Below are 21,845 nucleotides of genomic sequence, written 5' to 3'. Positions count from 1 at the left end.
GTTTATGAGCTTCTTGAAATCTATCTTCAGGGCTCAGGTATGGATCCAGCCGTTCGAGTTTCTATTCGAACGGGTGCTTGCTTACACCGCAGCGTTGGCCATGTTTACTATGATGCTGGTGACGCTGGTGGATGTAATCGGGCGGGATCTGTTCTCTGCGCCCCTGCCGGGTGGCTTTGAAGTGACCGAGTTGTTACTTGCCTCACTGATCTTTTTAGGTTTGCCGATGGTGACGGCGGAAGGGTCCCATGTCGATGTCGATATTATGGATTCGACAATTCCGGCATTTCTGAAGCCACTGCAGGATATTGCTATCTGCATGGTTAACCTTGTCGCCTTTGCAACCCTGTCCTGGATGATGTGGAAACTGGCGATCCGCACGTATGAATATGAGGATACCACCGCTATTCTGCAGATCCCTTTTGCAGGTCTGGTGTTTCTGATGGCGGTTTGCTGTTCGTTGTCCACCTGGTCATTGATGCTGATGCTGGTGTTTAAGCGAGGCAGAAAGTTGTTCGGCCATGATCACAGCGGTGCTGCCGTTAAAGAGGTGGAGTAATCCTATGGAAATAAGTCTGATTGGCTTCGCCGCACTGCTACTGCTTATCTTTGCCCGTGTGCCGCTGGGTTACGCCATGGGCATTGTCGGGGTTTGTGGTTTTGCCTATGTGCAACAGGTGGAGTTTGGTAATCCCCGGGGCTGGGATGCGGCGTTAAACATGATTTCTCAGGTGTCCTTTGAAACCGGTTTATCCTACAGCTTGTCGGTGGTTCCGCTGTTTATTCTGATGGGGAACTTTATTACTGAGGCGGGATTATCCTCCCAGTTATATCGCGCCTCAAATGCGTTTCTGGGCCATTTTAAAGGTGGCTTAGCGCTGGCAACGGTGGTTTCCTGTGGCGCGTTTTCGGCGGTTTGCGGCAGCTCTATGGCGACTGCAGCCACGATGTCGAAGGTCGCGATGCCCTCGATGCGTAAGTATAAATATTCCGATGGCCTTGCCAGTGGCTCAATCGCTGCCGGGGGAACGCTGGGCATTCTTATCCCACCCAGTGTGATTCTGGTGGTCTATGGCATGATCACAGAAACGGATATCGGCAAGCTGTTTATCGCCGGGTTACTGCCAGGGTTGATCGGCATTATCTTCTATATGGCCGCCGTCAGTGTCACGGTAAACCTGAAGCCGGAAGCGGGGCCTGCGGGTGAGCGTTCCAGCTGGACTGAGCGTTTCGTCGCTTTCAGAAATGTCTGGACCATCTGTCTGCTGTTTCTTGTTGTGATGGGTGGCATTTACAGCGGTATTTTCACGCCTACAGAGGCGGCGGGTATCGGTGCATCCGGTGCTTTTATTATTGCGCTGTTCCGTCGTCGTCTGACCTTTAAGCGTCTGGTTGAAACACTGGTCAGTACGGTGCGTACCACAGCAATGCTGTTTTTTCTGGTGATCGGCGCGGTATTGTTCTCCAACTTCATCAATCTGGCCGGACTACCTGACTCGCTGCGCGATACGGTTCTGGGAATGGACCTGAGCCCAATCTGGGTGATTGTGGCAATTATCGCTATCTATGTGCTGTTGGGGTGTGTTCTGGAAAGTATGTCGATGATCCTGCTGACGGTCCCGGTGTTCTATCCACTGGTTCAGGCGATGGGTTTTGATCTGATCTGGTTTGGCATACTGGTTGTGGTCGTGACAGAGATCAGCCTGATAACGCCGCCGGTGGGGCTGAATGTCTTTGTGCTTAAGTCGGTGCTGCCGGATGTCAGATTAGCGACGATTTTCAAAGGGGTTACCCCTTTCTGGATCGCGGATATCGTGCGCCTGCTATTAATCGCTACGGTTCCGGCAATTTCGCTGATCCTGCCGGGCATGGTGGGGTAGAGCCAGAGCCCCTGGGAGAGGGAGGCGCTCTGGTTGGCGCCTCTGTAAGCGAAAATACAACAATAAACAGGGTTAAACCATGATCCCCGATATCAAAACAATTCTGTATGCATCCGACCTGGGTGATGGCTCGAAGAGAGCGTTTTATATGGCCGCGAAAGAGGCCTTTAAGCATAAGGCTAAGTTGGTCTTTCTGAATGTTGTTGAGCCGGTCAGCCCTTCAACGACAACCTTACTGGAAGGATATCTTAATCCACAGGTGATTGCCGGGATGCGTTCTGAAGGTTTCGCTAATCTGAAAGCGCTGATGGAAAGCCGTATCTCGGAATTCTGTCTTCGGGAGCTTTCCGACCGCGAGCCGTTGCCTGAACATCCGCTTGCCCGGATTGAGGAGGGGCCCGCTGCAGAAACCATTATTCAGGTTGCTGATGAACTGGATGCTGATCTGATTGTGATGGGAACGCGTTCCCGAACTCACTCAGTGCTGGGACGTTTTTTTATCGGTTCAACGGCACAGTCAGTGATGCAGCTGAGTAACCGGCCGGTGATGATTGTACCGATTGAAAATTAACGGTGTCGAGATCGGTGATAACAAATAGCCGGTCAAGACGATGCCAATACAGTGATGTAACTAATACAGCTCATAAAACAGCTCACAAAAATAACAATAAGAGGATTCACAAAATGAAAAAGGGTGTAATGCGTCCCGGTCATCTACAACTCCGGGTGTTGGATATCGAAGAGGCGGTGGCCCATTATCGGGATCTGCTGGGGCTGATTGAAGTTGAACGGGATAGTCAGGGGCGTGCCTACCTGAAAGGCTGGACCGAAGTGGATAAATTCTCCGTGGTGTTGCGTCAGGCGGATGAGCCGGGCATGGACTTTATGGCCTTTAAAGTGCTCAACAGCACAGTGCTGGAGCAGCTGGAGAGCGATCTTAAGGCCTATGGCTGCGATGTTGAGCATATTGCTGCGGGCGAGCTGAGTGGTTGTGGTCGCCGGATCCGCTTTGAAGCGCCGACCGGGCATCGTTTTGAACTCTATGCGGAGAAGGAACAGACCGGTAAGTGGGGCGTGTCTAACGTCAACCCGGAAGCCTGGCCGAGGGATCTGAAAGGGATGAAGGCCACCCGCTTTGATCACTGTCTGCTGTACGGGCCGAATGTGGAAGCCACCTATGCGCTGTTTCGTGATGTGCTGGGTTTCGATCTGGCCGAACAGGTGGTCGATCCGGAAGGTAACCGTGTCGCCGCGTTCCTGACGGCCAGCATGAAAGCTCACGATGTGGCGTTTATCGACTGTCCGGAGCCGGGTAAATTCCACCATGCCTCGTTCTTCCTGGAAACCTGGGAATCGGTACTGCGTGCTGCGGATCTGATCTCCATGACCAATACCTCTATCGATATCGGTCCTACCCGTCACGGCCTGACCCATGGTCAGACGATCTACTTTTTCGATCCGTCGGGTAACCGTAACGAAGTGTTCTGCGGTGGTGATTATCACTACCCCGATCATGAGCCGGTGACCTGGAAAGCTGAGGATCTGGGTAAGGCGATTTTCTATCATGACCGGGTGCTCAACGAGCGCTTTCTCAGTGTTCTTACTTAAGAGCTCTTATCCAAGTGCTCTGACCTGACCGGTTCGGGTTTCAGCGGCGTCCCGGTGTGAGTAGCAAGCGTTATTCACATCGGACAACTGCGGTTTTCTGTTTCATCTTGATATGAAAAACAGACCGTTTACAGATAATTTTATTAACAGCTGAAGGGGTGATTAACATGCCAATCGTAAATATTCAGATGATGGAAGGGCGTACTGATGAGCAAAAAACAGCGCTGATCCGAGAGGTAACTGATGCGGTGATGAGTGCTATCTCCTCACCGGAAGAGAGCATCAGAGTGTTGTTGCAGGAGATTCCTAAAAAACACTTTGGCATATCCGGCGTACCGGCCGATCAGTTGGGCAGGTAAATCATTCGGGGCGATAGTTCTAAAAGAATAAAAGGTGGTAAGTATGAGTATGCAAAATTTTGATGTGCGCGATTTTCGCCGCGCGCTTTCGCAATTTCCGACCGGTGTTACGGTTATCACAACAAATGATCAGCAGGGCCAGCCGATCGGTGTGACCGCCAGCAGCTTCAACTCTGTGTCTGTTGAGCCACCTTTGATTTTGTGGAGTATTGATAAGGGCGCGCACAGTCTGGCGGCCTTTGAAAACTCGGAACACTTTGCCGTGAATGTACTGAGTCGGGATCAGGTTGATCTGTCTAATCGGTTTGCCAGCCGTGGCGAAGATAAGTTTAAAGATGTTCTCTATGGCAAAGGTGTCGGTGACAGTCCGCTGCTGAACGATTATTCAGCCCAGTTTGAATGTAAAACCTGGGCTGTGTATGAAGGGGGCGATCATCTGATTCTGGTGGGTGAGGTGCTGGATTATCGCTATAACGACAGCAACCTGCCACTGGTATTTGCCCGGGGGAGCTATTCCGTCTCCAGCCAGCATCCGTCCACGGTTAAATACGATGCCGGAGACGAGTCCGGAGAGTTTATCTCAGACTATCTGCTGTATATGTTGCGTGAGTCCTATAATCGCTTCAGTTCGGATCTTTATCCGAAGTTGCAGGCACACGGCGGTGTTAACCCGGAAGAGTGGCGCATACTGGCGATGCTCCGTGATCATGGTGCCATGAAAACCGATGATCTGGCTCCGTTAGTGATGCAGCCAGCAGTGGCGCTGATACAGACTGCTGAGTGGATGCAGGACCGGGGACTGGTTCAGTTGGTCGACTGTTCGCTTAGTTTGTTGCCTGCGGGTATCTCGCTGGCCGATAAACTGCTGGATCTGGCCAAGCAACACGAAGCTGAAGTCCTGAGCGCACTGTCTGATGATCAGTCCAGACAGTTGAAAAACGGCTTACGAGCGATTATGGAAAGCCGCCCTTAAATACGGTTTTACCACTTGGCTTTTAACATAAATGGGCCGGGGCCTGAGTTTATTTTGAAACCCTGTCTGCCGTTTGAGTATGCTCAATGAAACAGATAAAACAGCACCATGTGTCTGGAGAGTTTGTTGCCTTAATGGCGCTGCTGATGTGCATGGTGGCGCTTTCGATCGATGCGGTTTTGCCGGGACTGAGTCCGATGGCGTCAGACCTGAATGTCAGCGATAGCAATGATATTCAGCTGGTGATTGCGATTGTCTATGCCGGTATGGCTGTTGGGCAGTTAATCTATGGATTTCTGGCCGATGCGAAAGGGCGCAAAGTCGCTATCTCTCTGGGAATTATGATCTTTGTGCTCGGTAGCCTGGTGGCACTGTTTTCAGATAACCTGGAGATGATGCTGCTTGGCCGTTTTCTGCAGGGGCTCGGTGCTGCGGGACCCAGAACTATCACCCTGGCCATTATCCGCGATCAGTATAAAGGCAATGAAATGGCCCGGGTGCTGTCGCTGGTGATGACAGTCTTTATCATCTCTCCGGTGATAGCCCCGCTGATCGGTCAGGGGATACTGTGGCTGTTCGGTTGGCGACAGATCTTTATTTTCCTGCTGGGTTTAGCCATTGTTGCCTGGCTATGGTTCTGGTTAAGGCAACCGGAGACGCTGGCCGTTGAGGACAGAGTGCCATTTTCAGTAAAAGAGACCCTGAGAAATCTGCGGCGTATGGTGAACGAGCGCGTTGCGGTTTATTACGTCGTTGCTCTGGGGTTTATCTTCGGTGCATTTATCGGTTTTCTCAACTCCGTTCAGCCGGTTTTGCAAGGGATCTATAAGATGGGTGCTGCCTTCCCGCTATTATTCGCGACTCTGACTATTAGCTTTGCGGGTGCCTCATACCTGAATTCACGCTTAGTGATGCGCTTTGGCACGAAACGACTAGCGCTGAGTGCCGCTGTGATGGTGGTGTTGCTCTCGTCTGTTATGTATCTAATTGCATTGATGTTGCAGGGCGTTCCGCCGCTCTGGGGGTTGATGATCTACCTCGGGATAACACTGTTTTTTGTCGGGCTACAATTTGGTAATCTTAATGCCATGGCGATGGAGCCGTTCGGCCATATTGCAGGTACCGCATCGGCAGTGATTGGCAATGTCTCAACCCTGCTGGCGGTGGTGTCAGGCACCCTGGTGGGACAACTGCTTGATGGCACTGTGTTACCTTTAGTGGCGGGGTTTGGTTTATTGGCCAGTGGTTCTGCGCTGTTCATTCACAGAGCAAATGTCATTCACAGCCAGCGTCCTGTTGAATTAGTTAAGTCATAGGAAGGTTTTATGTCTACTCCATACGAACTGCTAGGCGGTGAGAGCGGTGTCAGAGCGCTGGCGAATGAGCTTTACAAGGTGATGTCGCAACGCACTGAAGCCAGCACGATTCGCGCTATGCATGCAAAAGATACGACGGAGGTTGCCGAAAAACTGTTCATGTTTTTATCTGGCTGGCTGGGTGGCCCTGATCTCTATTTTCAAAAGCATGGGACGGTCTGTCTGTCGAGTCAGCACGCCAGGTTTGATATCGGCAGTGACGAACGGGACCAGTGGTTACGTTGCATGGATCAGGCACTGGTAAATCTGAATGCTTCAGATGAACTGATTCATATGTTGAAAGAGCCTGTTTTCAACCTGGCCGAGATGATGCGTAACGCTGAATAGCGGGGCAGTTATCCTTTTTAATCCGGGCTTTCTTACGCTGAGAAAGCCCATATCCTCTTCTTGTTATATTTCGTTACATCTTCATACAACATTATACATTTCCACGAAATCTGGTTTACACCCTGAAGTTACTCTGTTTCCTGTGCTCAGTCTGTCCTGACCTGTATAGAGTTCTCCCCTTCGAACTCTGACAGGTTAATCGGCAGTCACTGCAAGACAGCGGCGAAGATCCGCTGCCTGACGATTATAAAAATATCGCGTGTTCGCGGAGGAAATATCGATGAAGAAATCAAATGGCCATAACCTGTCTGGTTACCTGCTATCTGCTGCGGTTGCTGCAGCAACTGCAGCCATGGCTATGCCGGCACAGGCTTACAACCTTTACTCACAGGATGGGACTGAGGTTAATCTGGATGTGGAAGCTGTTTTTGGTGTGTTCAGCAGTGATGAAACCTATGGTAATAGTGAATCAGAACCAGGCTGGCAGGAAGGCTATATTAAGTACGGTTTTAGTGGGTCACGAGATCTGAGTAATGGGGCATCCCTGTTCGGCGCTGCTAATGCTGTGTCTTCCGGTACCTGGGGGGATGGAGATGCCGCCGGTCTGACCACCGGAGACGAAAATAAAACCAAAATTGAGGACCTCTATATCGGGGTGCGCACCGACATGTTTGAACTCTCTGTCGGTCGTCAGAATCTGACCATCGGTGATGGTTTTATTCTTAATGGTGATTCTCTTAATTTAGGTAAAGGCCTTGAGGGTATTGACCCTGCGTTTGAGCCTGACCGTGGTGGTGCCTACTGGCTGGCGGCCCGTAAAGCATTTGATAAAACCGTGGTTGCCCGTGTTGGCGGTGATGATGGAGTTCGCTCAGACATTTTCTGGATTGAGTCGGATAATGCCGGACAGGCCAGTACGGAGCTGGCGGGTGTCAACCTTGAATATGTGACTGAAAAAGGCACCTTTGGCGCGATGTATATCAAAGGCCTGGGTGTGGATGCTGGTGAAGCTGCATTCATGGGGCTTGAGGGGCGTGACGGCCAGAAAACCATCAGCGTTCGCTATCAGGGTAATGCCGGTGTTGAAAACCTGTTCCTCTCTTCTGAGTACGTATCTCAGGAAGATGGTGTAACCGGTGATGACACGAATGCCTGGTATGCTGAAGCGGGCTGGACCTTTGCTGATGCGCCATGGGCTCCAAGCGTTAACTACCGTTTCACGAGCTATGATGCAGGCTATGATCCACTGTTCTTCGGCTTTAACCGTGGCTACGGCACCTGGTTCCAGGGCGAAGTGGCTGCAAACTACGCCGGACCTTTCGGTACGGGTACCGATATTAACTACCTCGGTGTAACAGCACATCCTACTGAGATGCTTACAGTGGGGGCCGGCTACTTCAACTTTGAAGATAAGAATGACACTGATGCTGTGGACCTGTCTGCGAATGAACTGAATATCTGGGCTGAGTGGGTGGCGATGGATCATCTGATTATCAGTCCGGTTCTGGGCTTCTACACCCCGGATAATGCCAACAGTTCGCAGGGTAACGATAACACCAATACCTATGCACAGATTATCGCAATCGTGCCGTTCTGATTACATAACTATAAAAAAACAGGGCTTCGAAAGGGGCCCTGCATTTCTCCAACAAAGGAATATGAGTATGAAAGAGTATTCACTGATGATTAATGGTCAGAAGACCGCGCCTCAGGGTGGTTTTTTTGACGTTCTGAACCCGGCGACCGAAGCAGTGGTTGCTCTCTGCCCTCAGGCAAGTGTTGAACAGCTGGATGAAGCGGTCAGTGCCGCACAGGCATGTTATGAAAGCTGGCAGCACTCCAGCGATGCCGAGCGGAAAAAGTTGCTTCATGATATCGCTGATCGTATTGAGGCGAATGCTGCTGAGCTGGCACAGATTATCGTTGAGGAACAGGGTAAGCCGCTGTTTCTGGCACAGATGGAAGTCGGCGGCGCTGTTGCCTGGACCCGTGCGACCGCAGAGCTGGAAATGCCTGTGGATATTCTTGAAGACAGTGACACTAAACGGGTTGAGGTACATCGTAAGCCTCTCGGCGTCGTTGGCTCTATCACGCCGTGGAACTGGCCACTGATGATCGCTGTCTGGCATATCATGCCGGCGATTCGTTCCGGTAATACGGTGGTTTCTAAACCCTCCGGCCTGACACCGCTGAATACCATCCGTCTGGTGGAGATTATCAATGAAGTCGCGCCTCCAGGGCTGGTCAATGTCGTTACCGGTGAAAGTGGTATTGGCAGCGGTATGACCCGACATCCGGGCATCCGCAAAATTGTATTTACCGGATCGACCCCAACCGGGCAAACCATTATGCGCGGTGCCGCCGATAACCTTAAACGTCTGACTCTGGAACTGGGCGGAAATGATGCCGGTATCGTGTTGCCAGATGCTGATCCTGCGGTAGTTGCCGAGGGTATTTTCCAGACAGCGTTCCTCAATATGGGGCAAACCTGCGCCGCGTTGAAGCGTCTCTATGTGCACGACTCTATCTATGAAGAACTGTGTGAAAAACTGGCTGATGTCGCCGCTAAACAGGTGATGGGTAACGGTCTGAACGAGGGGGTGACTTTTGGGCCGGTACAGAACCGTGCTCAGCTGAATCTGGTAAACGAGCTGGTGGAAGATGCCCGCGCCAATGGTGCCCGGATTATCTGTGGTGGGTCGCCGATGGACGGTGCCGGATACTTTTATCCCCCGACGCTGGTTGCTGATGTGACTGACGGCTGTCGTCTGGTCGATGAGGAACAGTTCGGCCCGGTTTTGCCAATTATCCGTTACAGTGATGTTGAGGATGCGATCAAACGCGCCAATGCTGCAGACGTGGGGCTGGGTGGATCTGTCTGGTCGTCTGATATTGCTAAAGCGACTCAGATTGCCGGTCGTCTGGAGTGCGGTACCGCCTGGGTTAATGGTCATGCCGAGTTGCTGCCTTATGCGCCTTTCGGTGGCTGTAAGATGTCAGGCTTCGGCGTTGAGTTTGGTCAGGAAGGTCTGATGGAATACACCTCTGCGCAGGTTCTTAATATCAATAAATAATTATTGATGCTGAGTGCGCAGCGCTGAATAGGAAGCAGCCCGATTAAGTGATAAAGGCTGCTCTCTGTTATCTCTGTTTATGCTTATCTCGCCTCTGTTTATCAGAATTTTCTGTTAAATCTTGTCTCTTGATCGCCCTGCCGGGAGCGTATCCCGGTGCTTTCTTCCTGGTTAAAAGCGGAAGCTTTGCCCCTCTGATGAGGGGCTTTTTTTTAGCCTTTAAAAGCTATTCGCTGGTTTCGCTCTGCTGACTAAACTGACGCAGCGCCTCAAGACCGCTAGTCACCAGGCTCTGCAGTTCGTCGCAGGTGGCTGGTGTGATTACTTCTTCATCCATTTCTATCGCTTTACTCCGCACGGCCAGTGCTCTCAGACCAAAATTAGCCGCTGCGCCCGCCAACTGATGGGCGAAACTTTGCATCGCCTTAACATCCTCAGCCTCGTATGCCTGCTGCATCTTCTCAGTCAGTTGGCGGCATTGCTGTTCAAGTTGATCAAGCAGACGGATAAATTTCTCACGGCCTAACATGCTGCAATGCTGACTAACCAGATGTTCATCGAGAATGGTCATAACCGTATCTGAAGGACTATGTACTGAAGGGTTAAGCTCTGTATTTTTAAGCGCTGACGGTTGTTGAGTCAACAACCGTTGCAGCTCGGTATACTGCAATGGTTTGCCAATCACCGCATCAATCCCCGCTGCATGATAGTTGTTGATCTCCGCTTCGGTAATACTGGCGGTCAGCGCGATCACCCGTACATTGGCTTTTTCCGGCATGTGATGCTGGCGGATTCTGCGGGTGGTTTCCATGCCATCCATATCCGGCAGGTGGATATCCATCAGTACCAGATCATAGTCGTGCTGATCATGTTTCTGCAGGGCGGTATAACCGTTTTCGGCGATCTCGACCCGATGGCCATCGCTTTCTAACAGTCCTTTCGCCACCTGTTGATTGATAACCGTATCCTCGACCAGCAAAATATGGAGTGGTTCCGGAGCCTGGATGGCTGGCTGACTGAGTATTTTGGTCTCTTGTTCCGTCGTGGCTAACGCATAGGGGATAGAGAACCAGAACTGACTCCCGTGTCCCGCGATGCTGCTAAAACCGATCTCGCCCTGTTGCAGTTCAACCATTTTCTTACTGATGGCAAGTCCCAGACCGGTGCCACCATACCGGCGAGTGATAGAGGAGTCTGCCTGGGAGAAGTGCTGGAAGATCCGGTGGTGCGACTCTTCAGGAATACCTATACCACTATCTTCAACCGTAAAGCGGATCTCGGCGGTCTGATCACTCTGACGGGCGTTGACCAATATTTTAATGTAACCCTGCTGGGTAAATTTAATGGCATTGGCGCAGAGGTTCATCAATACCTGTACCAGGCTGCGTCGGTCACCGAAAACCCTGTCGGGAAGCGAGTCACTGATAGCCAGTTCAAGTGACAGACGTTCTTCCAGTGTCATTGGCCGCAGCATCAACTCCAGTTCATTGAGCACCTGCCTGACGGAGAAGGGAGCGTTGTGCAGTTCCACCTGACCCGCTTCTGCCTTGGTGAAATCCAGGACATCATTAAGGATTGACAGGAGGTTCTGACCGGATTGGTAGATCGCCTCGACCTGTTCTCGCTGATCAGGGAGAAGGTTGCCTTTATTGAGTAGCTGAGCCATCCCCAGAATGCCGTTCATGGGCGTTCTGATCTCGTGGCTGATGGTTGCCAGGAATTCAGACTTCGCCTGACTGGCGGCTTCTGACTTCTGTAGATTCAGCTGTGCCTGTTCTTTCGCTTTTCGTTCGGTGATATTGGTCAGCGAACCTTCGTAATAGACAACATTGCCTTGCTCATCCAGTTCCCGGCGAGCAGAGATGGATACATTTACCGGGGTGCCATCGCGGCGCAGCCACTCGGTTTCGAAACCGAGCACCCGATTATCTGCAGATAACTGATTGAGGAAACTGTGCAGATCGATGCTATTGGCAAAGCACTGACTGCCAATATCGGTGATGGTGTGAAGAAACTCCTGTGGGTTGGAATAGCCTAACAGTTCAGCCAGCGCCGGGTTAGCGGAGATAAAATGCCCCTGCGCACTGGCCCTGAAAATGGCTTCAACGGTGTTTTCAAACAGTGAGCGAAACTCCTGTTCTGACTGTTCCAGGCTGGAGTATAGCTTGGCGTTTTCGATGGAGATGGCCGCCTGGGCCGAGAGAATTTGCAGGGTTTCCATTCGGGATGGGTCAAATACATTGCGGCTTTCATTATTCTCCAGATAAAGCAGGGCGGTCAGCTCTCCGTGGTAGAGGATCGGCATGCAGAGTAATGACCGGGGCTTATACTGGCGCAGATAACTATCCTGCATAAACATCTCGTGAGTGTGGGCATCACTGAGGACCACGATCTCCTTGGTACGGGCGGCATAATGGACAATACTGGCCGGCAACGTAGTGCAGTCATCCAGGGTGAGGCCCTTGAAGAACCGGGGTGGCTGATCCAGCTCGGTTTCTGCTTCGATATAATATTCGTCCCGCTCTTTGAGAATCAGAATTGCCCGCTGGGCTCCGGCACTCTCCAGCGCCAGCGCCATCAGCCTGCCAAGCAGTTTCTCCAGTACAATTTCATCGGAAATGGCCTGGGAGGAGCGGATTACCGAGATGGTATCCAGCTGTTGATTAGAAAACGTTTCTCCGTCATCAGCGTTGGTCAGTGCCAGGTTTTTTTCGTTGTTGCTGATACTGCGACTGGCAAAGAGTTCCGGATAGCGGTTTTGTAACTGTTGTAGTTTTGGCTTTACCTGCAACCGCTTATATGCGTTCCAGGCATCGTTGAGATAAGTGCTGGCAATATTTTGTTTATCCCACTCCAGATAGCATCTGCCAGCCATCTCTGTGGCCAGGGCGGCCATCAGATAAAAATGGTTACGCTGAGCTGAGCTGATTGCAGCATCATAATAGTCCATTGCTTTATGGTACTGGCCAGTGGCCCGATACAGCTCGGCTTGCAGCAATGAGGCAAAATGCTGATGGTTTTCAGGGCAGTGACCTGCCAGTCGTTTTGCTTTACGCAACGTGTTGCGCGGACGTTTCAGCTTATGGCTTTGCTGGAGAATACTGATATCAGAGAGCAGGGCGAGCCTGGACAGAGCGGTCATATATTCAAAACAGGGAGAGGAATAGGTGCCGACAATATGTGGCAGATAGGGGGCCCCTGTTTCGCAATGCCAGTTAGCCTGTTGATAGTCTTCAAAAATAAAGCAGAGTAGCGAGCAATAGTGGTGATAGGTGGCGATCGCAGTGCGATGATCTTCATGGTGGTGTTCTTTGAGCATCGTCTGGTTGAAAAAACGACCAAATAGCTGGGTCGGGTCTTCATTTTTTCCTAGCAGGTTATCAATCGCCTGCAATGCCTGGAGTGAGTATTGTATAGACGGTTTTTGCCCGTATTGCAGTAGTGAGTTGGTGTAGTTTTCCAGTGTTGGTTGAATCTCTGCGAAATTCTCAGTCTGGGTAAACGCATACTGAATCCAGGCCGCGAGACTGTAACTGCCCCACTCAATATCGCCGCAGTTCAGCGCTTGTTGATGTCCTTCCATCAGCGAACTCAGTGAGTTCTGCAGTGGCTCTTTCCAGTGCCGTATATAAGAGTCGAACAGTGACATGGTGCGATGATGCAGCAGCCGGTCAGGCTGTTGCTGATCGATCTCTATAGCGATGGAACCTAACTGATAGCCCTGCTCAATCGCTGAATATTTGCCACACAGAATGCCCCCATAACCGGCAAAAGCCATGGGCGAATGTGCCGTCATTCCCCGGGTGAGAGTTAGCTCAACCTCCTTGGCCATCACCAGTGGCCGCAGGGCGGAGCTGGAAAACTTGACCGCCCCGAACATGCTGGCCAGAATCGACAGGGCCGCCAGATCACGGGGGTCCTGCATCGGTGATGCGTTGATGATCTGCTCCCGGTTGCGTCGCTGCAGCAGCCACTGCGTTCTCAGAACCCCTTGCCAGATATGTCGTTTGCTGGGTTTTGATGGCAGCTCTACCCCCAGCAGTTTAAGCACCTGCAGGGCGACTTTCATCGCCTGGTCGAACTGGTTTCTGGCGATATGCGACTGAATTCTGATCTCGAAGACTTTGACCCGGTCCAGTTCGTTTTCACTGTTGCGGATTACCTCATCGATCAGCGTGTTCATCTGCTCATACTGGGAGCGGATATAGGCGGCTTCGGCGCCACTTTTATAGAGGGTTAAGGTCAGCTCGTAATGCTGTTGCCAACTGTTCTCGGGAAGTAGCTCTATACCTGTCTGAAAATACTCCTGAGCGGCATCGAAAGCCGCTGAATCCAGCGCCTGGGTTCCGGACTGGCAGTTCAGCGATGCCAGCTCGGTCAGCTCAGCAGTGGACTCAATAAGATTACGGGCACTGTTCAGGTGGTTAGTGATCTCAAAGACCAGCCTGCTGTTTTGATCAGGAAAACGCTGTTGCAAAAGCCGGCCGATCTGCAGGTGCAGGTGTTGCCGCTGACTTTCCGGAATCAGGGAGTAGGCGGCCTGCTGAATCCGGTCATGTACAAAGCGGTAGCGGTGACGTTCGAAGCGCAGTCCTGAGTGGCTTGAGTAGTTGATATCCAGCGGAATGAGCAACCCTTCACGCATGGCGTCCATCAGGTTTTCAGTGGTGCTGTGAGGACTCTGTTCTAAGACAACGGCGAGGGTATTGAGATCAAAAGGACTGCCGATACAGGCCGCCATCTGCAGAGCTTTCTGACTCGCATGAGACAGTTTCTGTATCTTGCTGACCATCAGGTCGATGACGTTATCGCTCATCTCCCGCGACTGGATTTTTTGTTCATCCCATTGCCAGCGGTTGCTTTGAAAGCGGATAAGCCCTTCATCATGCAGAGAGTAAAGCAACTGGATGAGGAAAAACGGGTTGCCCTGGGTCTTCTCCAGACAGATCTGAGCCAGCTCGGTACAGTGCTGCGGTTCGGTTCTCAGAGTATCTGCAATTAGTCTGATAATCTGAGACTTATTTAACGGCTCAAGGAGAATCTCACTGATGTTACAGCTGCCCTGTTTTATCTTACTGATAGCCTGTGTCAGCGGATGAGTAGGGCCGACCTCCTGGTCCCGGTAGCTGCCGACAATCAGAAGGTTTGACATATCACCCTCTTCACACAGTGAGGTGATCAGGTTGAATGACGCCAGATCCCCCCAGTGAAGATCATCGAGAAACAGCAGCAGCGGGTTTTTTGCGGTTGCAAATACACTGAGCAGTGATTTGACCAGTCGGGAAAAGCGGTTCTGTTCTTCCAGGATAGAGAAGCGGGGCTTATTTTCCTGGGGGCCGATAATCAGTTCCAGTTCCGGAACCAGGCGGATCAGCGCATGGGCATTCTGTCCCAGCGCAGTCAGGATTTCATCCCGGTAGACCGTAATCTCCTGTTCGTTCTCGGTTAACAGCTGCCGGATCAGGCCTTGTAGTGCGAGAAAAATACCGGAGTAGGGACGGGTGCGGCGGAACTGATCAAACTTGCCGCTGATAAACCGGCCGTTCTGCTCATGGATATAGTGGCGCAGCTCGTGAACCAGACTCGACTTTCCCACGCCGGCGTACCCGGTAATCAGAATAAGCTCCTGACGCCGCAGATTCGCCTGGTCGAAACTGTTACGCAGTTTCTGAATGGTTGCCGCACGTCCATAGAGACGTTGAGGGATGGAGAAGTGTCCAGAGATATCTTTACGGGCAAGACTGAACAGCGGGATACTCTGTTGCTGAGTCCAAAGCGCCAGACAGCGTTTCAGATCCTGAGAGATACCGAAGCTTGACTGATACCGCTCCGAGGCATCTTTTGCCATCAGTTTCAGGATAATCCGGCTGATCATCTCCGGTATTTCCGGTTTGACTTTATGGGGCGCCTGGGGGTGTTTGGCAATATGGTTGTGGATCAGTTGCAGACGATCTTTGCCCGTAAAGGGAGGACGGCCGCAGAGTAATTCATAGAGGGTGACACCCAGGCTGTAAAAGTCACTGCGAAAATCGATATGCCGGTTGATCCGCCCGGTTTGTTCCGGTGCCATATAGCGCAGGTCATCAACGGAGAGTTGTTGTGAGTTCCAGCTGGCCTGTTCCCGGGTCAGTCGGGTGGCAATGGCAAAATCGATCAGCTGTACCTCTCCGTTCTCCGGTAACCAGAGAATATTATCCGGCGAGAGTTTTTTATGTATCACCCGTTCGCTGTGAAGGCGTCCCAGCAGATCGCAAAGCGCGATCGCCATAGGCAATATCTGTTCCCAGGAATACTGCTTTTTCAGCATCATCTGTCTCAGGGATGTGCCTCCCCGGTCCGGGAATACCAGCGTCGAGAGATTGTTAATGCTGGTCTGAATCAACGGCGGGACAATACCATCAACCTGGAGGCTGCTGAGCAACTCAAACTCATGGTCAAAGCGGCCGATATCTTCGGGAGTTGATGAGCTTTTGTTAAGCTGTTTGATGATGACCGGTTGAAGATCATTATCCCTCAGCGCCCGGCTAACCGTGCAGTGTTTGCCCCGGTGAATAATCGTCTGGATCGTAAAGCCGGGAAGATGATACATAGGTTAGCCTATCTCCCCGGCGAACATATAGCCTGCACCGTGGGCGGTAAGGATAAAGTGTGGATCAAGTGGGTTATCATTAAGTTTGCGTCGCAGACGCCCGATCAGCACATCGACAGAGCGGTCATTGGGGGTCCACTCCCGATCGTGAATGGCATCCATCAACTGGTCCCTGCTGAGTACCTGTCCACGACGACTGATTAGTGCGTTTAATAGCTTGAATTCGCCTTCTGGCAGACGTTCAGCGGCAGCTTCAGGACTTTCCAGTAAGCGTTTGCTGCAATCCAGAATCCAGCCCTCAAACTGTATCAGGTGTGTTACTTCTGTCTCCGGTTTGCCAGACTGATCGGTGACCCGCCAGATCAGGTTCTTAGCCCGCACCAGAAGTTCACGGGGGGCAAAGGGTTTGGTGACATAGTCATCGGCACCCAGTTCAAGCCCGACAATACGGTCGATCTCATCGCCTTTGCTGGTGACGAGGATAATACCGACCTTGGAGTGAGCTCTGAGTTCACGTGTCAGCGTGAGTCCGTCTTTGCCGGGCAGATTGATATCCAGCAGCACCAGATCGATTCTCTCATCGAGCACTTTCTGCACCAGGCTTTCGCCATGATCGGTCTCACTCACCCGGTAGCCTTCGTTTTCAAAGTAACTGACCAGCAGGGAGCGGGAGGCAAAATCGTCTTCTACTATTAGGATATGTGACGGTTCAGTGGGAGGTGTCATGGTCAGCAACTATTATCTTTTATTATGGTTTTATCAAACAGATGATCAGAGTTTAGCAAGCTGCAGAGTTTGATAACAGCATTCCTTAATCAGTCGTTAAACGGTTGATTCAGTATAAAAACTCTTTATCTGACAAATAGTTATAGGAGTATGTGCGTTGCATTGTTACATCCTGTTACATTAGATAACAACTTAGCACAAATTCACGGAAATTCATTTACACCCGACGGTTAGGTTAGTTGGAGTTGGGAGACCGGCGAACTAAAAAAACGATGAGGGCCTGTATCTGTTCCGGGTTGCCGCAACAGATGCTGCACAGAAAATTCTTACAGGAGTGATTGGCCTTGAACAATAATAAATCCAAGCATGCACTACTCAGTGTGAGTGCACTGGCACTGATGGGGACTATGCTGACCCCGGCGGCGTCCTGGGCGATGGATGGTGAGACAGTGATTCAGGAAAAATGTCTGAGCTGTCATACGCGCACCGGAAACCCCGAAACGCCATATTCAAGAATCAGTCAGCAGCGTAAAACGCCTGAAGGCTGGCAGATGACGCTGCAGCGAATGCAGCATCGGAACGGCTTGGTGCTCTCCTCTGAAGAGACTCAGGCAGTGATCAGATACCTGTCTGATACTCAGGGGCTGGCGCCTTCTGAAGCCGCTCCGTTCCGCTATGTGCTGGAACAGCAGCCAAACGTTGTTGAAGACGTTGATCCGGCGTACGCAGAGATGTGTGCCCGTTGTCACTCCAACGCTCGTTTTGGCTTACAGCGTCGCACCGAGGGCGAGTGGAAAGAGCTGGTGAATACCCATATGGCGATACATCCCACTACCGAGCTACACGCTCTGGCACGGGATCGTCGTTGGTACGATATCGCCCTGAATGAAACAGCGCCTAAGCTGGCGATGGATTATGCCTTCAATGATGTAGCCTGGAAGCAGTGGCAGAAAGTCGCTAAACCCAAGCTGGAAGGAAGCTGGTCTGTCGCGGGCTATATGCCTGTGAAGGGTGATTACAGCGCTGTTCTGAAGGTAGTGGAAACCTCAGATAATAAGTATTCCGTTACGCTGGATGGCCATTATGCCGATGGTTCTTTACTGCGTGGCAATGGCGCCGCTCAGGTCTTTTCCGGTTACGAGTGGCGTGCGGGTCTGACGATTGATGGTGTCAGCATGCGTCAGGTTCTGGCTGCCTCTGCAGATGGCACCTCTCTGACCGGCCGTATGTATCAGAGTGCCCACGATGAGATCGGAGGTGAACTGAATGCGGTCAATGGTAGTGCCATCGTTGGTCTGTCACCGTCTGCCCTGAAGCAGGGTGAAACATCTCAAGTCACCATTTTTGGCGGCTATCTGAAAGGCAGCGTCAATCTGGGTGCCGGTGTCAAAGTCGTTAAAGTCCTGTCCCGTGATGCTGACCGGGTTGTGGTGGAGGCAAAAGCGTCTGCTTCAGCATCTGTCGGAATGCGTGATGTAGCAGTGGGCGCAACGAAAGCTAAAGCGCAACTGGCTGTCTATGACAAGGTCGCAGCCGTGCAGGTATCTCCACCTCAGTCGCTGGCGCGAATTGGTGGTAACGGCGGCAAGCTTCCGAAGGTGCAATCAACCTACCGCGCTCTGGCGTTCAGCGCCGGTGCCGATGGTCAGCCTGGCACTGACGACGATATGCGTCTGGGTTATATGCCTGCCGCCTGGTCGCTGAAACCACAGAATGAAGTGGCGGAAGAGGATCGGGATGTTGAGTTTGCCGGAACCATCGACAGCAACGGAATCTTTACACCCGGTGATGCCGGTCTGAACCCACAGCGCAGGATGTCTACCAATAACGTTGGCATGTTGAAAGTTGTGGCGTCAGTCAAAGACGGCGACAACACCGTTGAGGGTGAATCAGACCTGCTGGTGGCTGTACCGAGCTATATCAAACGCGCCATTCAGTAACACGGATAACAACCGCCAACATCTGTTGTAGCGAATAACAAGAAGAGAGACTGAAAATGGGATCTTTAACTCTGGTAAAACCCAACCTGCATCTGGTTGATGTAGAGGAACGCAGGATGTTGTTCCATGTGCCGACCAGCAGCCTGTTTGAGCTGGATGGGCTGGGACGGGAGCTGATCGAACTGTTCTCATCTGAAACGGAAGTGTCTGCACTGCAGATTCGTGACCGCTTTGATGGCCGGTTCAGCGCCGGTGATGTGGTAGATACTCTGGAAGAGTTAAAGACGCTGAAGATCATTGCTGAAGCGGGTACCTGGGCTCAGATCAATAATGAGCCAAAGCCGGTGAAGCAGTTTCCGCTGACCACCATCGTACTGAACACCAATACCGGTTGTAACCTCAGCTGCACGTACTGCTACAAAGAGGATCTGACCACCCCGTCAAAGGGTGACAAGATGAGCTTTGACACAGCGGTGCAGTCGGTTGAGATGATGCTGAAAGAGTCTCCGGACCAGCGTCAGTACAACGTGGTGTTTTTTGGTGGCGAGCCACTCACCAACATGCCGCTGATCCGTAATGTGGTGGCCTACTGTGAAGAGCGTTTCGCGACGCTGGAAGCGGAGGTGAGTTTCACCATGACCACCAACGCCACCATGCTTAACGAAGAACTGGTGGACTGGTTTAACGAGCACCGTTTTGGCCTGACTATCTCGATGGACGGTCCCAAGGCGATGCACGATAAAAACCGAATTACCGTGGGCGGTCAGGGCACTTACGATGTGGTAAAGCAGAAGGCGCAGATGTTGCTTTCCCGCTATACCGCACGGCCGATCGGTTGCCGGGTTACTCTGACCCGGGGTATTACCGATGTGGAAGCGATCTTCGACCATCTTTATCACGATCTTGGTTTTTCTGAAGTCGGATTTGGCCCGGTCACCTCCGGTGATATTACCTCTTTTAACCTCACTGCCGAAGAGATGGTTGAGGTCTTTGCCGGAATGAAGCGTCTGGGGCAAAAGTATCTTGATGCTGCTCTGGAAGGCAAAAATCTGGGTTACGGCAATATGCATATGCTGATGACCGATATCCATGAGGGCAACAAGAAACAGCTGCCCTGTGGTGCCGGTGTTGGCTTGCTGGCGGTGGATACCAAAGGCGGTATCAACCTGTGCCACCGGTTTACCGGGTCTGATCAGCCATTATTCGGCGATGTCAGTGAGGGGCTGGATAAACCGGCGCTGGCTGAGTTTGTCGAAACCCGTCTTGATCGCAGTGATACCGGTTGCGAAACCTGCCGTATCCGCAATATCTGTTCCGGCGGTTGTTATCACGAAAGTTATGCAAAATACGGTGATGCGACCGTACCCTCCTACCATTATTGCGATCTGCTACGTGACTGGGTTGATTTCGGAGTCGAGGCGTACACCCGCATCATGATAGAGAATCCGGGCTTTTTTGAAGCCCATGTCTCTCCTAGAAGGAGTGCTTAAATGAAACATCTGAAGTCGTTTAACAAAAAAGCGAAAATGCTTGATCAGACTACCTCCCCGGATCAGGTGGAAGAAGTCGTCGCGATGCAGTCTGTGGTGGGCTGTACCTCCACCAACGATCCGGGCTGGGAAGTCGATCCCTTCGGTGGTCTGGGCTCCCTGTGTCAGCCGATGGAATCCGACCTCTACGGTTGTGCTGATGCCTGTTGGTGGCCGGCCCAGGTGCCCGACACCATGAGCAACTATCCTGACTGGTCTCAGGATGTGTCTAAGGCCAATGAAGACTGGCGCAAGCTGGATGGCATTTTCCCGGAAGAGCAGAAGTAACGGAGGCGCAGATGAAATTTACCCATAAAATAAAAGCCGCAGCGCTGATTGGCGCTGTGAGTACGGTTGCGCTGATGTCCGGTTGTTCAATGAACCCATCCGCATCGCTCAATGGTATGAAAGGTGGTGGTCATGAGTATTTGCTGACGGTGACCCGTCCGAACCAGCTTCATGTCATCGATACGGAAACTAAACAGGTTATTCGCAGCTGTGATGTCCCCGGTATTTTTGGTCAGGGTACCGTTGAACCCTCGCCGGATGGTCGGATCGCCTACGTCGGCACCAATAAATGGGAAGACGTTGCCGGATTTGATATTACCAACTGTGAGATGGTCTTCTTTGCCAAACAGTCGGATAACAATGTCACGGTAAAAAGCTTTGTTTCTCTGGCGGTCAGCCGGGATGGCAAGGAGCTGTACACCATACAGAACCCAACCCGTAAACTGAATGACCGGTATGAAGTGATGCAGCCTCAACTGGCTGTTTTCGATACCAGTGCCGGACTTGATGCCAAGCCGATCAGAACCTTTCCGGTAGACCGGCAGATTACTAAAATCATGGCGATGGATACCGGTGAAGTTATCCTCGGTGGTAATGATTTGCAGGCGATCAATCCGCAAAACGGTGAGATTCGTATGCTGAGTAAGCTGCAGAACTGGGATAGAGCTGGTGATAAGTGGGTGCAGCCCGATGCGTTTGCTATGCATTCCTTGGGAGAGCATGTTGATGAGTTTATCATGCCGTACTTCACCATTAAGTGGAATGGCGATCCGGGTGATATGGAGAAAGCCGAATTCTGGTGGGGAATGAGCCGGGTTGATCTGAAAACCGGTGAAGTTGAACAGACTGAAACCGTCCCTTTTGAGTTCATTGTCTTCAACTTCATCACAGATCCGGCAGATAGCAATATTCTCTACGGTGCATTTAATACACTGTCTAAACACGATATTAGTGAGAAGAAAACGCTGGCTGTACATAATATGGATCATACCTATTACAACCTGAATATGACTCATGACCGCACTATTTATGTGGGTGGTACGTCCAGTGATATCTCGATCCATGATCCGGAAACCCTGGAAAAAATTGGTTCAATCCAGTTACCGGGCGATATGTCTACTTCTGCTATGCGAATCGCTTATCTGAAGTAGGTTGGGACTAACACTTCGATGTCCA

At 51.5% G+C, this 21,845-nt stretch carries 16 protein-coding genes; 14 read left to right on the top strand and 2 right to left on the bottom strand.

Annotated elements, in window-relative coordinates; all coding sequences use genetic code 11:
• Positions 1-4: 4 nt before the first annotated feature.
• The 10 genes from KDX31_12330 to KDX31_12285 all read left to right on the top strand — a co-directional run bounded on the left by KDX31_12330 (position 5) and on the right by KDX31_12285 (position 9,597).
• Positions 5-559, top strand: coding sequence for a TRAP transporter small permease (locus tag KDX31_12330; GenBank protein ID UTW02147.1), 555 nt, complete (start codon positions 5-7; stop codon positions 557-559).
• A gap of 4 nt (positions 560-563) precedes the next feature.
• Entirely contained in the window at positions 564-1,880 is a 1,317-nt protein-coding gene (locus KDX31_12325; GenBank protein UTW02146.1) for a TRAP transporter large permease, read from the top strand.
• A gap of 79 nt (positions 1,881-1,959) precedes the next feature.
• Positions 1,960-2,451, top strand: a complete 492-nt coding sequence (locus tag KDX31_12320; GenBank protein ID UTW02145.1) for a universal stress protein — start codon at positions 1,960-1,962, stop codon at positions 2,449-2,451.
• Between the two features lie 113 nt (positions 2,452-2,564).
• Positions 2,565-3,488 (top strand): catechol 2,3-dioxygenase, encoded by a 924-nt coding sequence (locus KDX31_12315; protein UTW02144.1) that lies wholly within the window; start codon positions 2,565-2,567, stop codon positions 3,486-3,488.
• Between the two features lie 167 nt (positions 3,489-3,655).
• Complete coding sequence (locus KDX31_12310; protein UTW02143.1) at positions 3,656-3,847, top strand: 2-hydroxymuconate tautomerase family protein; 192 nt, start codon at positions 3,656-3,658, stop codon at positions 3,845-3,847.
• Between the two features lie 43 nt (positions 3,848-3,890).
• Entirely contained in the window at positions 3,891-4,820 is a 930-nt protein-coding gene (locus KDX31_12305) for a flavin reductase (GenBank protein ID UTW02142.1), read from the top strand.
• Positions 4,821-4,906: 86 nt separating this feature from the next.
• A complete protein-coding gene (locus tag KDX31_12300) occupies positions 4,907-6,136 on the top strand; it encodes a multidrug effflux MFS transporter (protein UTW02141.1) in 1,230 nt (409 codons plus the stop codon).
• A 9-nt stretch (positions 6,137-6,145) separates the two neighbouring features.
• The gene (locus KDX31_12295) at positions 6,146-6,523 is read left to right on the top strand and encodes a group II truncated hemoglobin (protein ID UTW02140.1); all 378 of its coding nucleotides are present in this window, start codon (positions 6,146-6,148) and stop codon (positions 6,521-6,523) included.
• 280 nt (positions 6,524-6,803) lie between these two features.
• Entirely contained in the window at positions 6,804-8,120 is a 1,317-nt protein-coding gene (locus KDX31_12290) for a hypothetical protein (GenBank protein UTW02139.1), read from the top strand.
• 67 nt (positions 8,121-8,187) lie between these two features.
• Entirely contained in the window at positions 8,188-9,597 is a 1,410-nt protein-coding gene (locus KDX31_12285; protein ID UTW02138.1) for an aldehyde dehydrogenase family protein, read from the top strand.
• A gap of 226 nt (positions 9,598-9,823) precedes the next feature.
• On the opposite strand, the gene KDX31_12280 is transcribed toward KDX31_12285, so the two are convergent.
• Positions 9,824-16,186, bottom strand: a complete 6,363-nt coding sequence (locus KDX31_12280; protein ID UTW02137.1) for an AAA family ATPase — start codon at positions 16,184-16,186, stop codon at positions 9,824-9,826.
• Between the two features lie 3 nt (positions 16,187-16,189).
• Positions 16,190-16,912 (bottom strand): response regulator, encoded by a 723-nt coding sequence (locus tag KDX31_12275; protein ID UTW02136.1) that lies wholly within the window; start codon positions 16,910-16,912, stop codon positions 16,190-16,192.
• A gap of 344 nt (positions 16,913-17,256) precedes the next feature.
• Between KDX31_12275 and peaA the strand changes: the two genes are divergently transcribed.
• From peaA to peaD, 4 genes are read left to right on the top strand one after another with little or no spacing between them, the layout of a single operon-like run.
• Entirely contained in the window at positions 17,257-18,852 is a 1,596-nt protein-coding gene (gene peaA / locus KDX31_12270) for a quinohemoprotein amine dehydrogenase subunit alpha (protein UTW02135.1), read from the top strand.
• A 56-nt stretch (positions 18,853-18,908) separates the two neighbouring features.
• Entirely contained in the window at positions 18,909-20,342 is a 1,434-nt protein-coding gene (gene peaB / locus KDX31_12265) for a quinohemoprotein amine dehydrogenase maturation protein (protein UTW02134.1), read from the top strand.
• Entirely contained in the window at positions 20,343-20,669 is a 327-nt protein-coding gene (gene qhpC, locus KDX31_12260) for a quinohemoprotein amine dehydrogenase subunit gamma (protein ID UTW02133.1), read from the top strand.
• A gap of 11 nt (positions 20,670-20,680) precedes the next feature.
• On the top strand, positions 20,681-21,820 hold the full coding sequence (peaD, locus tag KDX31_12255; protein UTW02132.1) for a quinohemoprotein amine dehydrogenase subunit beta: 1,140 nt from the start codon (positions 20,681-20,683) through the stop codon (positions 21,818-21,820).
• The last annotated feature ends 25 nt before the right edge of the window (positions 21,821-21,845 follow it).

The organism is Amphritea atlantica (genome assembly GCA_024397875.1).
In the GTDB taxonomy this organism is placed as follows: Bacteria; Pseudomonadota; Gammaproteobacteria; order Pseudomonadales; family Balneatricaceae; genus Amphritea; species Amphritea atlantica_B.
The sequence above is the reverse complement of the archived record's forward strand: the minus strand, read 5'-3'. Positions and strand labels throughout refer to the sequence as shown.

What these genes read in the sequence shown, in the direction of transcription:
- KDX31_12285 (UTW02138.1), top strand. Translation starts at nt 8,188, where the DNA reads ATGAAAGAGTATTCACTGATGATTAATGGTCAGAAGACCGCGCCTCAG.
- peaD (UTW02132.1), top strand. Translation starts at nt 20,681, where the DNA reads ATGAAATTTACCCATAAAATAAAAGCCGCAGCGCTGATTGGCGCTGTG.
- KDX31_12310 (UTW02143.1), top strand. Translation starts at nt 3,656, where the DNA reads ATGCCAATCGTAAATATTCAGATGATGGAAGGGCGTACTGATGAGCAA.
- KDX31_12295 (UTW02140.1), top strand. Translation starts at nt 6,146, where the DNA reads ATGTCTACTCCATACGAACTGCTAGGCGGTGAGAGCGGTGTCAGAGCG.
- peaB (UTW02134.1), top strand. Translation starts at nt 18,909, where the DNA reads ATGGGATCTTTAACTCTGGTAAAACCCAACCTGCATCTGGTTGATGTA.
- KDX31_12325 (UTW02146.1), top strand. Translation starts at nt 564, where the DNA reads ATGGAAATAAGTCTGATTGGCTTCGCCGCACTGCTACTGCTTATCTTT.
- KDX31_12280 (UTW02137.1), bottom strand. Translation starts at nt 16,186, where the DNA reads ATGTATCATCTTCCCGGCTTTACGATCCAGACGATTATTCACCGGGGC.
- KDX31_12275 (UTW02136.1), bottom strand. Translation starts at nt 16,912, where the DNA reads ATGACACCTCCCACTGAACCGTCACATATCCTAATAGTAGAAGACGAT.
- KDX31_12290 (UTW02139.1), top strand. Translation starts at nt 6,804, where the DNA reads ATGAAGAAATCAAATGGCCATAACCTGTCTGGTTACCTGCTATCTGCT.
- KDX31_12320 (UTW02145.1), top strand. Translation starts at nt 1,960, where the DNA reads ATGATCCCCGATATCAAAACAATTCTGTATGCATCCGACCTGGGTGAT.
- KDX31_12300 (UTW02141.1), top strand. Translation starts at nt 4,907, where the DNA reads ATGAAACAGATAAAACAGCACCATGTGTCTGGAGAGTTTGTTGCCTTA.
- KDX31_12305 (UTW02142.1), top strand. Translation starts at nt 3,891, where the DNA reads ATGAGTATGCAAAATTTTGATGTGCGCGATTTTCGCCGCGCGCTTTCG.
- KDX31_12315 (UTW02144.1), top strand. Translation starts at nt 2,565, where the DNA reads ATGAAAAAGGGTGTAATGCGTCCCGGTCATCTACAACTCCGGGTGTTG.
- KDX31_12330 (UTW02147.1), top strand. Translation starts at nt 5, where the DNA reads ATGAGCTTCTTGAAATCTATCTTCAGGGCTCAGGTATGGATCCAGCCG.
- qhpC (UTW02133.1), top strand. Translation starts at nt 20,343, where the DNA reads ATGAAACATCTGAAGTCGTTTAACAAAAAAGCGAAAATGCTTGATCAG.